Source organism: Nitrospira sp., from assembly GCA_029194535.1.
GTDB lineage: Bacteria > Nitrospirota > Nitrospiria > Nitrospirales > Nitrospiraceae > Nitrospira_C.
Genome location: JARFXR010000001.1, coordinates 864,557 through 878,043 on the forward strand (window position 1 = coordinate 864,557; position 13,487 = coordinate 878,043).

Genomic DNA, 13,487 nt, shown 5'->3' on the forward strand with positions numbered 1-13,487 from the left:
ACTAAAAGTTAGCCTGCTCAGTTACAGGAGACGTCTTCATGAATAACGCGGGCCGACAGCGCTGGATGGTGAGACGCTCCTTCCTCGTCCACACAATCAACGCGCTGGGCGGCATTGTCAGTCCGGCAACATTGGCAAGCCTTGAGGAAGATGAACTTATAAAGGCGGCATGCCGCCGAACCGGTCATGACGACTTTGGCGATGGATCCTTTCGAGAACCCCTCCGCCGCCTCGTTTCGGCTCTTCAGACGGAAGCACATCTTCACCCGTTAGGGCGACTGGCCGCCCGTCACGAACTGACCAGGCTCCTGGTCAACCGCTTGCGGCTGCAGGAAGATCGCAGGCGTCATCCCGGTATCGTTGAGCAGCAAATTCGACAACCGATCATCGTAACGGGCCTGCCCCGCACCGGGACGACGTTTCTCCATGGCCTGCTGGCTCTTGACCCGGCCAACCGGATTCCACGCACCTGGGAAACCGTGTACCCCAGCCCGCCGCCAGAGGCAGAGACGTACCACGTTGACCGGCGCATTGCCCTGGTTGATCGTCAGATCCGCTGGTTCCATCGAATGGTTCAGGACTTCAACCGTATTCACCCCGTCGATGCGCGGCTTCCCGAGGAATGTCTCGTGATCTTCAGCCATTCTTTCATGAGCTACCAGTTCGCGTCGACCCACCGTCTGCCGTCCTATCTTGACTGGCTTGAATCTCAGGACCTCCGCCCCTCATACGAGATACACCGCAGGTTCCTGCAGCACTTGCAATGGCGGTGTCCGGGGGAGCGTTGGGTTTTGAAGGCGCCGGCTCACATGTTCGATTTCGAGGCGATGTTCGAGGCCTACCCTGACGCCTGTGTCGTGATGACCCACCGCGACCCCATAGAGGTGACGGCCTCCCACGCCAGTCTGACGGCAACTCTCAGATCCGCCTTCAGCGACGATGTTGATCCTATTGAAGTGGGACGAGAGTGCAGTCGAAGATGGGCCGAAGCTGTCAGCAGGGCTCTGCGTTCGCGCGACCGTGGCTGCGTTCCCTCGGAGCGCTTCCTCGATCTCTACTACACTGACCTGGTTGCTGACCCGGTGGCAGCTGTGGAAAGAGTCTACGGACATTTTGATCTGCCCTTGCCCGACGGACTTCGGGAACAGGTTCGGGAATCCGTCAGCAGGAACCCGAAGAACCGTTACGGGAACCACCGGTATCACCTCCACGACTTTGGTTTGGATCTTCAGGAGGAAGAGAAGAGGTATGCCGTCTACCGGGAGCGTTTTCGCTTGTGATATCGGCGCGCGTGTCTGGGAGGCCCTTCGATTTTGCTGACCGTCTAGGAGATTCTCATGCCCTTTGATCTGCGCGGATTGATTGAACGAAATCAGGGCCGGCCATATTCCCTGCTTTCGGAGTACATCAATCCCCAGATGGCCAAAGTTCTCAAGACCATTGGGTTTGACCCCGTGTACGTCCGCGGACAGGGATCTCACCTCTGGGACAATCGCGGCAACGACTACCTCGACATGCTCGCCGGGTTTGGCGTGTTTGCCGTCGGTCGGTCCCACCCCAAGGTCAAGGAAGCCATCGGACAGTATCTGGATCTGGACAGCCCGAATCTCGTGGAGATGGGAACCCAGCTTTTGGCCGGGCTTCTGGCTGAAAAACTGATCAGAGACTGTGCCCCACAAGGGCTCGACACGGTCTTCTTCTGCAACTCGGGCGCCGAGGCGGTGGACGGGGCTCTGAAATTTGCTCATGTCTTTACCCGCAGAAAGAGGTTTCTCTACTGCGACCACGGCTACCACGGTCTGACCCTTGGGACTCTTGCAGTGAACGGATGCAAGGAGTTCCGCTCCGACTAGGAAGGCCTCTTGTCTGGCGGGACCGAAATTCCCTATGGTGACGTGGCGCGCATGAGGCCGAGATTGCCCGTGGTGATGTCGCGGCGTTTGTGGTGGAACCCATAATCGGCCACGGCGTTTTCATGCCGCCCGATGATTTTCTGCCCCGGGCACGCGAAGCCTGCACTCGCCATGGTACTCTTCTCATCGCTGACGAGGTCCAGACCGGCCTGGGCCGCACGGGAAAGCTCTTTGGCTACGAACACTGGGGCGTAGTGCCCGACATCATCACCTTGTCGAAGTCTCTCTCGGGAGGATACTGCCCGATCGGGGCTATTTTGTACCCCCGCGGGATTTATGATCGGGTCTTCAGTTCAATGGATCGGTGCATGGTGCGCTCCACGACTTTTGGACAGAACGACCTGGCCGCAGTCTGCGGCTTGGCGACTCTGGAAGCGATCCATGACGAAGATCTCGTTCAGAACAGCGACGACATGGGGGCGTACCTTCTACGTCAGCTCAGCGACCTGGCGACGAGGTATGAGCTCATCCGAGAGGTGCGGGGCCGCGGCCTGATGATCGCTGTCGAATTTGGGCCTCCGCGTTCGCGAGCATTGAAGCTGGCCTGGCATATGATTCACAGGATCAACAACGATCTCTTCTGCCAGTCCGTTCTGATGCCTCTGATCATGGACCATCATATTCTGGCCCAGGTCTGCGGCCATGGGAGGGATATCATCAAGCTCATCCCGCCGCTTGTTTTCAGCAAGGCCGATGCGGACAGATTCATTTCGGCCTTTGAACAGGTACTCTCAGCAGTCCATCGTTTTCCCGGGCCGATCTGGGAGGTTGGCTCCCGCATGGCCAAAGCGATCCGCTAGCAGGCTGGACCACAGGCTCACGATCCAAGTCGTACGTTCCCGCTGAAGAGTTGTCTCGAGAGGGGACCAACATCAGAAGTCAAAAGGTTTCCTCCCGGAGTGTCTCCTTGACGGGAAAGCTTACACTTGGTCATGATCAGTACGCGTGGAACGAACGGGAACGGAAGGGGTTATTGGCGTAGGCGAAAAGACGAGTTTTCTCCTGGATGAATAGCCGACCGATCGAATATGAAGCCCACCATCAACTACCCCAAGAACTGTGGACATCAGGCGTGCAGCTGTCAGGCTCAGGAGCACAGTTCCTATTGCAGTGAGGCCTGTGAAAAAGCCTTGGCCCCTCCACCAGGAGCCCGATGTCCGTGCGGCCATTCGGAGTGCGCGAACACGAAAACGCAACGCTGACCGGCTTTAGTCGTGACGGCTCATCCGATGAGCATGAAAAATACCCGGTTTGTGATCTTCTGCGGCCCTGAGCGACTTGGACTTCCAAGCGCACGCTATCTGTCCGACGAGGGAACCCCCACTGAGCTTCGGCGCAAAGCCGCCAAGTTTCTGACCTACCAGGACGCGGAGACGTTTGCCGAGCAGAATCAGATTGAGCTGACTGACGAGGTCTACATCGGGTTACAAGAGTTCCCCGATCGAGACCTTCATGGTTAGGCAGGGGTCGAGAGGGTCCCCGAGGCGTGGCAGGAGATCTCAATCACTGATATCCTACCCATAATCCGATCCGGTTCCTGGAGCAACAGGTCCTGGCAGTCCATCACCAGGACCCGGCATGTGCAGCCCATTTCCTCCGCGACGCGCTCGATATGGGTTTCAAGCGTTTCATCCCACTCGTGCTCCCACTTGTGCAGCACCCATTCACAGAAGGCGATTTCGTCCGGGGTCATGGCGCTTCCTGGGAGTCTGTCCGAGTAATCCTTCGTGGCGAGGCGAAGGAGGTGCAGGCAGATGCAAGGCCACAGGCTCGAAAAAACCGGAAGCGTATTCGGTGTAATACGTTGAGGATTGTTTCGGGCCGAGAACGATGCAGATGCCCGCAGATCGTTTGCCGCAGTAGAATGGCATTACTTGGACAGACTCCTAGCGGCGGGGAATTCTCAAAAGGTCTGTGAGGGCCTGTACCGTGAGGGGGGCGTTCCCTTCTGATCGGTTGTTGATGAGCGCGTAGACCCACCGATTCTCCGCTGCCGCATCCCTAACCAACTCTACCGTGTCCCTCCGCATCTCGGGCAGTTCCTCGACAATCTTGGTGTAAGGCTCCGCCCGTTTCTTTGCGGCTTCATAGCTCATTTTCAGCGGGGTCAGGAGTCGCACGACCGTGAACGGCGCCGTGAAGCGGCCCATCTTCCGATGCTGCTCGGCCAACGGCGGCATGTAGGACCAGTGATTGTAGACATGGGCCACGCCGTGGGTGTCGAGCACCTGGCGATACGTCGGACCGAGTAGCCCGGCGTTGCGGATCTCCACGGCATACCGGAAGTCCTTCGGCAGGTGACGGAAGAACGCATCGAGCTTGCCGCAGAATTCTTCCGGCGGAATCCCGTGCCGCTGGAACTCGAACAGGAACGGGCCGCTGTGCGGCTGGAACTTGGCCTCTCGGTACGGCGCGAGGACCAGCTCGTTGAAGAGCTTCGCGTCGAGAAACCGCGGATTGGGTTGGCCTGCTCGACTGCCGTACCGCGGCTGCTTCGCAAAGACCGGAATGGTCAACTCCTCCCAAACCTTGAAGCACATCTCAAAGTCTTCGGGGATCTGCGTCAGATAGTGCCGGAGTTGGTTGGCCGTGGGTGGGCGGTAGAACGTCGAATCATTGCCGACCGTGCGGAAAAGCGGCTCGCCGTTGTAGAGATACTGGCAATATTCCCCGAGGCATTCCCGAGCAAATCGACTCTTGGCGTAGGCCTTCTTATAGACCTGCCCTTGCCAGCCCTCGTAGGTCCACGTGGAGGTACCAAAGCGAATGAGGGGTGAGAGCGGCATGACGCTGTAGTCTATGAGGACCCCACGCCTTCCTCAAGAGGCTCCAGCGAGTTTTTCCCCGTATGGGCTGTCAGGAGCGGCAGGGTGTACCCCGTTAGGGGCTACGGTCGGACCAACCGACTAGGAGAAGACGGAACGATGAGATACTACGGTGACGGGGTCGAGTGGGTGTGGTCAGCCGGCTCAGGAGGAACGGCGGCCTCGATTCTCAGATGCGGGGGCTCTGACGCGGCCAGTCGAATGACCCCGCTGTAGACGAAGAGCTGGAGGGCCTTCTGCATTCGCAGACGCCTCGCACGAATCAATTTCCCTGTGATCGCCTCGATCCCGTTGGATGGCTCCATGGGCAGCATCACCCTGCTCACCGTGACATTGAGTCATACTTAGCAGAGTAGAAAGCCGCCTCAAACTTCTTTCGTCTTTTGAGCGAGCGGCGAGATGAAGCGAGTGAGTCGATGCGAAATGCACGAATTGTCCCTGCGGTCCCGCTTGTCTGTTGGGACCGGTCCTCTTGGAATATGTCCCTCCCAACGAGGCGTCTATGGATGAGAAATCCCGCGATGCGTGAGCCGAGTAGCGTGACGATACGAAAGCGGGCACGTCACGGCTTCCCTGACGGGCGTTACCACCAATGGCGACGGAAATACCGTGGAATCCGAGGGTACGGGGCGACTTCGTATAGCCGCACCTGCTGCTCACTGGGTTCCGGGAGTATGGTGACGATCGAGGCGTCGGTCATATCCGGATACAAATGCTCAAGCGCTCGAACGGCATCCGCTCGCTCGTCGTCATCCTCGATGATTGACACCGCCACCATCCGACCATACTTGGGGGAATCGATGCCAAAGCGCCAGGTTCCCAGATAGGTGATCGGCGTATCGCTGATCGAGAACTGTGCATTCAGCTGGGCCATGGACATAAACGGACCTTCGGTGATGTGCACTCGATTGAGTTCGTACTTTCCCGGCGGTAACGAGACCATGAAGCGACTATCGTCCGACTCAGTTTCCACGAGAAACCGCTCGTTCGTATCACGGTTCAGGAGTTCGAGCGAGCGAATGGCCGGCGGATATTTCCGGCCTCGTTCCCCGGTGATGACGGCGATCGCACGCGCCATCGACACTGTCGCCGGTGTGCCGGACGGCTCTGAAATGAGTTCTGCTTCCGTTGCGCAGCCGGCCTGAAAGAGAGCTACGAGGCAGACTATTTGCCAGAAGCGCATAGGCCATTATACAACGCCAACGAAACGCTCAGAGGAAGGCGAAAGCCAGTCGATCGACCTGAAGATCCCAGTACCGGCATGCCCCGCAGGCTGTTCAGAAAGGCCGTCCAGCAAGGCCGCAGCAAGCGAAGAGGCGAAGCGTAATCTGTGCCGTACGTTGAGCCTCGGAGCGTCGCGAGAACGCAGCTGGCGGACTTTGTCAACAGCCTGCTAAATAACACGGCCGTCGGACGACGGCACTCACTCAACAACCCGCTGATCCAGACCAGTCGGCAGGCAAGATGGAAGTAGACGATGCTGAGCGCTACGCCCGACTACGGGAGAGTATCCCTGCTCAGGATGCAAGGAGCAAGGCGGGACGCGACCGACTTCGCACCGAGGTCAACAATCGGCTGGATGAAGTCAACCGGCAGATGGCGCTGTTGCGGAAAGATCCCATGAGCGACTGCGGCCGATCGTGAATGGCTATAGGGCGCGGATGCTTTGGCTATCTCGTCTCGGCGCAACCCGAGGAAGTCCGTGGGGTTCGGCGGCTCGGACCAGCTCAGCTGTTCGGGGTGCTGCCGAATGTGGAACGGACGAGGCCTGGGTCATTTGAACTGCCGGGTAGGAGGCGAGTAAGGTGGACGAATGGCCGTGGCTCGCGCAAAAGAGCGGCAAGCTGAGGCGATCGCTCATGTGCTTGACGATTTCATCAGACTGCCGTTCCCGCGCATACGAATCGGAGCCGACCCCCTGATCGGACTGATTCCGATTGTCGGCGATGCCATTGCCACTTTGCTCGGTGCGGCCATTCTGGTCGTGGCGCGGCAACTCCACGTGCCATGGCGCCTCGTCGCCTTCATGGCGTTTAACCAATTGAAGAACGGACTACTTGGCGCTGTTCCCTTCATAGGAGACGCCTATTCTTTTTATTTCAAAAGCAATGCGGTGAATACGGCCCTATTGCTTCGCACCGTCAAGGCAGGAGAGGAAGGCACCTGCGCGCTGATGACCCACGCGTTGACGCCTTACGATGTAGCCGGGCTCGCTCTACTGATACTCCCGACCATCGTGGTCGTGGGCATGGTGAGCTTCTGGTTCTGGACTCAGAACATCTCCTACGTGTCGCTCTTATACCCTCCTCTGTACAACAGCCGTCTGTAAGCGCTTGAGATCGAATCGCCGCGAGTATCCGTATCGAAATCAGAGAATGCACGGTGCCGGTTCACTCGCTGCCAGGTGTAGGCGTAGTACGTTCCTTCTCGGTTTCGACAACCTTCATCCAAATATGCCCAAGCCGTCCCTCCAGATTCTGAGAGGCGCAAGGTATACGAGGAGGGGACATATTACGTTCCAGCTCTGAGGGAGTATTTCCTGGTATAACTGGTATAAATAGTCCTGTGGCTCAGGATTGCCGGTACCGACGATCACACATCGATGTTGATCGCAGCTGATCGAACGAACTGACGAACATGCGCTGGACTTCGATATTTCTTTCGGCTGTCACGGCGTGGTTGCTGTCCAGCTATTATGTGGGCGACGGACACACGGGAGCAGAACAAGCGCCGCGTTTTGCTTCGTCCAGTTTCAGGGCTGCTTTCCACCTCCCGCGGGCCACAGCAAAAGAGAACACTCGTCCCGCAAAAAAGCCGGCGGACCATCCGGTAGCTTCACCGCAAGGGAAGATTCTGCTGCGCTGCATGTCTCCCTTGGGTTGCCGCATCACGATCGACGGGGAGCCTATAGCAGAACTGAGCCCGCGCATGAGCAAAAAGGTCGTTCTCGACTACGGTGAACATCTCATTGAGAGCGATTCCGGGATTCCCGGTCTGGGCGGCGTTGCGACCCTGCCCTACCACGTGAACACGCTGCAGCAGCGAGTGGTGGAACTGTCACCGCGCGCTCCGACCTGGCAGCAAGTCGCGCAGGCACTCGCCACCAAGACGGTGCTGGGATTTACGAGACCCGGCGCTCGGGGATTCGACCGGGGTAGGAAGATCTGGACAAGTCTAGACTCAGACCAACCCGTCACTGTGATTTCCGAAATCTGTTCCGGGTTTCTCCGGAGGTTTCACCTGGCTGAAGCGGAGGGGAGCGGGGCCCTGTTCATCCTTCCGGAAGGAATAGAGATCCGGATGCCGGACGGCCAGAAGCTCGATGTCGCTCCACGGGACTGCAGGCGAACGGGGACTCAGACGCTGTATCACCAACACCTGCGCGATGCGTCCCAGGAAGGGTGGCTGGCGTTTCGAACGGGAAAAATGACCAGCATCTACGACAAGGATGGTGCCCTGGTGGATAAGCAGACTCGGGCCTATCCCGTGAGCGTCTTTTCGCTGATTTCGAGCTATGTTCAGCTACGGAGCGACCAACCGATCGGAATTCGAGAGATTGAGGACTGTCCTGCCGGCGGCGCGCTGGTGCCGATTGAGGTCGCAGACATCACCACGTATATCCCGTCCGCGTATGTGCAAACGTACGTTGACCATGAGCACCTTGCTGACTTTGACGATGAAGCTCGACTGAAGTTCTGTCACTAGGAGTCTGTCCTAGTCTTCGATCAAGACGCAAGGCTGAGGAGAACGCCCCTCGACGAGATTCCCGCTTCCACGGGAATGACCACTTCACGGCTTTTGCTGGCGCACCGACCCCACTGCCGACCAGAAGGAGTTGTCAGCAGCATGGATTCACGGTATCGTACATTTTCCCCTAACCATTCATCATGGTGATCCTATGCAATCTTTCACATGGCTGATCGCGATCGTGTTTCTGGCCCTGGAGTCCGGTTTGGCCCACGCAACATCCCCGATTCAACGTGAATCCTTGCGGGATCTTCCCGGGGTTGCGGTGATCATCGAGGAAGTTCCGCCGGATGCTCAAACGGACGGCTTGTCGGAGGAGCTGATTCGCGCCGCCGCAGAACGTCCGTTGCAATCACGTGGCATGAGGATCTTGACGCCGGCGGAACAGGCGACGACCCCGTCCAAACCTTCTCTGTATGTGCGGGTGGGCACGTACAAGATTCAGTCAGACCAGTATGTGTACGTGGTCACGGTTGCGCTCAAGCAGTCGGTCCTATTGGCACATCGGCCGCAGCGAAAAATGTTTGCGAGTACCTGGGAACAGGGCGTGATCGGGACGCCCGGTGCTAAGAGCTTACCTGATGCCGCCAAAGTGGTGGAAGATCTGGTGACGGCGTTTGCGAACGACTTTCAGGCGGTGAACAATCAAGACGCCATCCGAGAAGAGAAATGAGCGGCTGGGGTCTTCCCTAGTTCACTTGTTGGAGAGACCTATGGGTGAATATCGGGTATGGGCTTGATTGACGATCGTTGGTCGGTCTGGTGGTCCAGACTGGTTGTCGTACTCTTCATGCTGCTGGTAGCGTGGTTTCTTCTGCGAGATTGGTTTCCTCGGCCCATTCAAACTTCCATTCCGCCGGAACAACAAAGGACCGCTCCAACCAATCCTTCTCCTTAAGCCCCTTCTCCTTAAGCCCTGGGGGAGTCTGCTTTGCGCACGACCACCCATCACGCATCGATGAGCCACATCCGCAATACTATCTTGGGGGAGAGGATGGTCGCTCTCATGGCACCCTTAGGGTTCGTCCCAGTCGATCAGCAACACAATACCCGCTAAAGTAGTTCAGCAGTTCATTGCTTTTCCCGCAATACATGACCATCGACGGGTCGGCATCTATTCTCATCATCGACGGCAACCATCAAGAGCGGGAATATTACGCACACGGGCTCAAGTTGAGTTCACCGGACTACGAAGTCTTCCAAGCGGCGGACGGGAAAACAGGTCTCGCTCGCTCCCGGGCTCGCCTGTTCGACTGCGTCGTGCTCGAACTGGACTTGCCGGACATTTCCGGATTTGAAGTCTTGCTGAAGCTGGTCCCACGACCGCGCTGCCCGGAATTCCCCGTCATTGTCCTTACTCGGCTTGCGAATCAGGCCCTCCTCGGCATTGCGGTAGTCAACGGTGCGCAAGCTTGTCTGCAGAAGAACGAAACTTCCAGTGAGCTGCTCAGTCGGGTCATCCTCAAGGCCATGGCCGCCGTGGGCGGCATGGACAAGGAGAAGCGTCGTTCCGATCAACCTGATGTTGGGCTTGACGTTGAGATGGATCCCCACGGTCTCTCCATGGGCTCGGGATCGTCCTAGTTCTTCCTCCTCCTACCATGTCGGCGTAGAAGGGCTGAGATGTTTACCAACGGGAGGTTCGGTTTGGCGAGCACGACAATGGTTGGACCACCGACGGGAACGGATCGGTCTCACTCCTCGGCATGAACGGAGTCGAAACCGTATTTGAGCAGGAGCCTTTGGACGCGGGGACTCATGATGAAATCAAAGAACTGTTCCGCGGCGTCCAGGGATGAGTCGCGGCAAGTCCAGACGACTGCCTGACCGAATTGAACGGGGAGATGTGTGCCAGCCGGGGCCTCATCGATAATTCGGACTTGGCTGCTGTTGATCGCATCAACACGGTAGACGAGACCCACTTCGGCGCTTCCGATGCCGACCAAATTCACGACATCGTCACTGTGTTGCGCATGAAGAAGCCGAGAGCGGTTTCTGGAAGCAGGATCGAGCTTGGCCAACACCCTGGCCGTCACCTCTCCCATTGCCGAGGTTTTGGGGTCGACGAGAGCGACGCGAATGGCTTGATTGGGAAGGGCTTCCCGAAAGGAAATCGAGGCGGCCGGTGAATTGGTGGGCATGACGAGCACGAGGGAGGTCTGTGCAAAGATACGAGCTCCACCGTTGAGCGTCAGACCTTTCTTCTGCAGTTTCCTGACGTCTTCCACTCCTTCGGGAAGAAACACGTCGATCGGCGCTCCCTTCTCGATCTGCTGGCGCAACGTTTGCGACGGTCCATATTGAACCTGAACGGTTACCCCATGCTCCTTCTCGAATATCGGCAGAATTTCGTGAAATACCGGCTTCAAACTGTGGGCTGCTGCGACAGTCAGAGACTTGGCTTCCGCTTGAGTTGCCGCGGCCGTTTCGGCTCCAGCGGGACTTGCGGTGTTGCCGACACCGGCGAGTGTGGTCAGAATCGCGATCGCCAAGCCGCCTGTCCAATTTCTTGGCCCCATGCTGTCCTCCGTCGAGTCCGATTGCCGCACGTGTCCCATGACCGGCCGCTGACGGTAGGAATTCGTCGCAAGATCAATACCAATGAACGGTTTCCGGAGATGAATGGAGGAAGTCCATCAAACTCTGTTCATTTCGAGAACAATTCGGTGGTGACTTCGCTTCGCCATAACCGGGCCGACCGGGCAAAATGTGAGTTTTCGCACAATGCGCCCAGTGCGTAATATCACAAATTCAGTCTTCGGGTCTCGCGACGAAGATGGTACTTGATAGGACCGACTGCCGGACTACGCTGATTATTGGGCCATATCCTGCGGCTATCGGAACGAGCGCCTCGATGAGACGCTCCTTCGACCGACGACGAAAGCAGGTAAGCTGCTTGCTATATACCCTAGGAAGATCCCTGGACCGACCGGCTGGACAAGCTAGACAAGTGGTGGCTAAATGACGGACAATCAGCTCGCTTCAAGCAGACCTCGCATATGAACCAGATCGTCCTCATCGCTCTCCGCCGACCGTACACCTTCGTGGTCATGTCGATTCTTATCGTGCTGTGGGGCGTCAAGACGTTGCTTCACATGCCGACCGACGTGTTTCCGAACATCACGATTCCTGTCACCTCCGTGGTCTGGATCTACTCCGGTCTGCTGCCGCAGCAGGTGGAAGGGCGCATCACCTATCTGTTCGAGCGCTTCCTGACCTCGACGGTGGAAGGCATTAAGTACATCCACAGCCACTCCTACTACGGTAGCAGCATCACCAATATTTTTCTCCAGGACGGGGTCGACGTGGGCCGGGCCGAAGCGGATATCGTGGGCATTGCGCAGAACGTCGTGAAGGCGCTGCCGCCGGATATTTCGCCTCCGATGGTGATGCGGCTTGCGCCGTCGTCCATCCCGGTGGCCATGATCCAAATCAGTTCAGAAAACCTGACGCCGGCGGAACTTTATAATCTCGCCTACATGCGCATCCGCCCCCTGCTCGTGACCGTGCCGGGAATCGTGCTGCCGCACCCTTACGGCGGTCAGGACATGCAGGTCATGGTCAACCTCGATCAGCAGAAATTGCTCGCGCGCCATCTTACGCCGAAGAATATTCACGATATCCTCATGCAGCAATACCTCGTGCTGCCGTCCGGGGACGTCAAAATCAAATCGACCGACTGGATCGTCCAGACGAACGCCTCACCGTTGAACATCGAGCATTTCGCCGATATTCCGATCAAGCGGGAAGGCAACGCGTACGTCTATCTGCGCGACGTCGCAACGGTGCAGCTCATGGGCCGGGTGCAACAGAACGCGGTGCTGGTGAAGGGCAAACAGACCGTCATCATCGTCGCGATGAAGAGCACGGAAGCCTCGACCTTGGATGTCGTCAACGGGATCAAGCAGATGATCCCGCGCGCCGAGCAAATCTCTCCGGAAGGTGTGAAGATCCGGCTTCTCGACGACGCCTCGACCTTCGTCAAGGATTCGATCTTCGACGTCGTGCACGAAATGGCGACCGCCGGCGCGCTGGTCGGGGTCATTGTTCTCCTGCTCCTCGGCTCCTGGCGGGCGACGGTCATCGTCTGGACGTCGATTCCGCTGTCGATCCTGACCGCCATTATCGGGCTTCATTGGCTCGAGGAGACGATCAATGTGATGACCTTGGGTGGGTTGGCGCTGGCCGTCGGCATCTTGGTCGACGATGCGACCGTGATGATTGAGAATATCGATCGCCATCTCGAAATGGGCAAGCCGCTTGAAACGGCCATCATCGACGCCGCCAATCAAATCGTCGTGCCGACGCTCGTCGCGACGCTCTGCATCGCGATCGTCTGGCTCCCGCTCTTCGAACTCGGCGGGGTCGCCGGCTACCTGTTCAAGCCCATGGCGGAGGCGGTCATCATCGCGATGATCGCCTCCTTCATCCTGTCGCGCACACTGGTGCCGACCATGGCCAAATATCTCTTGAAGAGTCACCATGTCGCAACCGCGCCGATCGGCTCGCAAGATGGGGAGCCGAATGGTCAGCCGAATGGTCGGCTGGATGGTCACCTGGATGCTGAGCTGCAGGTCCTTTTGAAAAATGAGCCGTCGCCGGTTAAGGGCTAGGATCCGTGGCAGCCGTGGTGCACATAAGGAAAGAGGCGCTTGCGTCTATGCCCCTCCGGACACCGGCATCGCGGCGACGAGCCTGCGTCGCGGCGCCATCCGGCCGAATGAGATCTTGCATCCCAAGCCGAACGTTTCTGAGGGCCTCAGCGAGCTGTTGCCGCTCGACTCGGGGAAGACCCAGGGTCATCGTTTGGACCTCGATCCATCTGCACGATCCACGCGTCTTCGAACATGTGAGGTTCCGCACAATAGGTTCTGTGCGTAGCTGCACAACGGTCAGAGTCCGTCCCGCTTCCCTAGTCAACAAACTCTACAGATTACCCTCCGCCGCTGATAAACCCTGCAGCTTGACTCTGGTTCACGCTGGATATGGCGGATGCGCAAGA

General features: G+C 57.9%; 15 protein-coding genes. 10 read left to right on the top strand and 5 right to left on the bottom strand.

Features of this window, described 5'->3' with window-relative positions; all coding sequences use genetic code 11:
• Positions 1-65: 65 nt before the first annotated feature.
• From P0111_03950 to P0111_03965, 4 genes are all read left to right on the top strand, one after another.
• A complete protein-coding gene (locus P0111_03950; GenBank protein MDF0643157.1) occupies positions 66-1,280 on the top strand; it encodes a sulfotransferase in 1,215 nt (404 codons plus the stop codon).
• 57 nt (positions 1,281-1,337) lie between these two features.
• Positions 1,338-1,853 (top strand): aminotransferase class III-fold pyridoxal phosphate-dependent enzyme, encoded by a 516-nt coding sequence (locus P0111_03955; protein MDF0643158.1) that lies wholly within the window; start codon positions 1,338-1,340, stop codon positions 1,851-1,853.
• 122 nt (positions 1,854-1,975) lie between these two features.
• Entirely contained in the window at positions 1,976-2,713 is a 738-nt protein-coding gene (locus P0111_03960; GenBank protein ID MDF0643159.1) for an aminotransferase class III-fold pyridoxal phosphate-dependent enzyme, read from the top strand.
• 429 nt (positions 2,714-3,142) lie between these two features.
• Positions 3,143-3,373 carry a hypothetical protein gene (locus P0111_03965; GenBank protein ID MDF0643160.1) on the top strand — a complete coding sequence of 77 codons (231 nt, stop codon included), beginning with the start codon at positions 3,143-3,145 and terminating at the stop codon, positions 3,371-3,373.
• Here P0111_03965 and P0111_03970 read toward each other — a convergent pair.
• From P0111_03970 to P0111_03985, 4 genes are all read right to left on the bottom strand, one after another.
• On the bottom strand, positions 3,370-3,606 hold the full coding sequence (locus P0111_03970; protein MDF0643161.1) for a hypothetical protein: 237 nt from the start codon (positions 3,604-3,606) through the stop codon (positions 3,370-3,372). The two genes, P0111_03965 and P0111_03970, sit on opposite strands and share 4 nt — an antisense overlap.
• A gap of 193 nt (positions 3,607-3,799) precedes the next feature.
• Positions 3,800-4,699, bottom strand: coding sequence for a DUF72 domain-containing protein (locus P0111_03975; GenBank protein ID MDF0643162.1), 900 nt, complete (start codon positions 4,697-4,699; stop codon positions 3,800-3,802).
• 146 nt (positions 4,700-4,845) lie between these two features.
• Positions 4,846-5,043: a hypothetical protein gene (locus P0111_03980; protein ID MDF0643163.1), complete on the bottom strand. Its 198-nt coding sequence runs from the start codon at positions 5,041-5,043 to the stop codon at positions 4,846-4,848.
• A gap of 278 nt (positions 5,044-5,321) precedes the next feature.
• A complete protein-coding gene (locus P0111_03985; protein MDF0643164.1) occupies positions 5,322-5,816 on the bottom strand; it encodes a hypothetical protein in 495 nt (164 codons plus the stop codon).
• A gap of 386 nt (positions 5,817-6,202) precedes the next feature.
• Between P0111_03985 and P0111_03990 the strand changes: the two genes are divergently transcribed.
• The 5 genes from P0111_03990 (at position 6,203) to P0111_04010 (ending at position 10,069) form a co-directional block, all read left to right on the top strand.
• On the top strand, positions 6,203-6,382 hold the full coding sequence (locus tag P0111_03990; protein ID MDF0643165.1) for a hypothetical protein: 180 nt from the start codon (positions 6,203-6,205) through the stop codon (positions 6,380-6,382).
• Positions 6,383-6,551: 169 nt separating this feature from the next.
• Positions 6,552-7,067 (top strand): DUF4112 domain-containing protein, encoded by a 516-nt coding sequence (locus P0111_03995; GenBank protein MDF0643166.1) that lies wholly within the window; start codon positions 6,552-6,554, stop codon positions 7,065-7,067.
• 599 nt (positions 7,068-7,666) lie between these two features.
• A complete protein-coding gene (locus P0111_04000; protein MDF0643167.1) occupies positions 7,667-8,443 on the top strand; it encodes a hypothetical protein in 777 nt (258 codons plus the stop codon).
• Between the two features lie 193 nt (positions 8,444-8,636).
• A complete protein-coding gene (locus P0111_04005; protein ID MDF0643168.1) occupies positions 8,637-9,158 on the top strand; it encodes a hypothetical protein in 522 nt (173 codons plus the stop codon).
• Positions 9,159-9,577: 419 nt separating this feature from the next.
• Positions 9,578-10,069 carry a response regulator gene (locus P0111_04010; GenBank protein ID MDF0643169.1) on the top strand — a complete coding sequence of 164 codons (492 nt, stop codon included), beginning with the start codon at positions 9,578-9,580 and terminating at the stop codon, positions 10,067-10,069.
• 110 nt (positions 10,070-10,179) lie between these two features.
• Here P0111_04010 and modA read toward each other — a convergent pair whose 3' ends face one another.
• Complete coding sequence (gene modA / locus P0111_04015) at positions 10,180-11,004, bottom strand: molybdate ABC transporter substrate-binding protein (protein ID MDF0643170.1); 825 nt, start codon at positions 11,002-11,004, stop codon at positions 10,180-10,182.
• A 480-nt stretch (positions 11,005-11,484) separates the two neighbouring features.
• On the opposite strand from modA, the gene P0111_04020 reads away from it, so the two are divergent.
• On the top strand, positions 11,485-13,098 hold the full coding sequence (locus tag P0111_04020; protein ID MDF0643171.1) for an efflux RND transporter permease subunit: 1,614 nt from the start codon (positions 11,485-11,487) through the stop codon (positions 13,096-13,098).
• Positions 13,099-13,487 lie beyond the last annotated feature (389 nt).

What these genes read in the sequence shown, in the direction of transcription:
- P0111_03950 (MDF0643157.1), top strand. Translation starts at nt 66, where the DNA reads ATGGTGAGACGCTCCTTCCTCGTCCACACAATCAACGCGCTGGGCGGC.
- P0111_03955 (MDF0643158.1), top strand. Translation starts at nt 1,338, where the DNA reads ATGCCCTTTGATCTGCGCGGATTGATTGAACGAAATCAGGGCCGGCCA.
- P0111_03960 (MDF0643159.1), top strand. Translation starts at nt 1,976, where the DNA reads ATGCCGCCCGATGATTTTCTGCCCCGGGCACGCGAAGCCTGCACTCGC.
- P0111_03965 (MDF0643160.1), top strand. Translation starts at nt 3,143, where the DNA reads ATGAGCATGAAAAATACCCGGTTTGTGATCTTCTGCGGCCCTGAGCGA.
- P0111_03970 (MDF0643161.1), bottom strand. Translation starts at nt 3,606, where the DNA reads ATGACCCCGGACGAAATCGCCTTCTGTGAATGGGTGCTGCACAAGTGG.
- P0111_03975 (MDF0643162.1), bottom strand. Translation starts at nt 4,699, where the DNA reads ATGCCGCTCTCACCCCTCATTCGCTTTGGTACCTCCACGTGGACCTAC.
- P0111_03980 (MDF0643163.1), bottom strand. Translation starts at nt 5,043, where the DNA reads ATGGAGCCATCCAACGGGATCGAGGCGATCACAGGGAAATTGATTCGT.
- P0111_03985 (MDF0643164.1), bottom strand. Translation starts at nt 5,816, where the DNA reads ATGGCGCGTGCGATCGCCGTCATCACCGGGGAACGAGGCCGGAAATAT.
- P0111_03990 (MDF0643165.1), top strand. Translation starts at nt 6,203, where the DNA reads ATGGAAGTAGACGATGCTGAGCGCTACGCCCGACTACGGGAGAGTATC.
- P0111_03995 (MDF0643166.1), top strand. Translation starts at nt 6,552, where the DNA reads ATGGCCGTGGCTCGCGCAAAAGAGCGGCAAGCTGAGGCGATCGCTCAT.
- P0111_04000 (MDF0643167.1), top strand. Translation starts at nt 7,667, where the DNA reads ATGAGCAAAAAGGTCGTTCTCGACTACGGTGAACATCTCATTGAGAGC.
- P0111_04005 (MDF0643168.1), top strand. Translation starts at nt 8,637, where the DNA reads ATGCAATCTTTCACATGGCTGATCGCGATCGTGTTTCTGGCCCTGGAG.
- P0111_04010 (MDF0643169.1), top strand. Translation starts at nt 9,578, where the DNA reads ATGACCATCGACGGGTCGGCATCTATTCTCATCATCGACGGCAACCAT.
- modA (MDF0643170.1), bottom strand. Translation starts at nt 11,004, where the DNA reads ATGGGGCCAAGAAATTGGACAGGCGGCTTGGCGATCGCGATTCTGACC.
- P0111_04020 (MDF0643171.1), top strand. Translation starts at nt 11,485, where the DNA reads ATGAACCAGATCGTCCTCATCGCTCTCCGCCGACCGTACACCTTCGTG.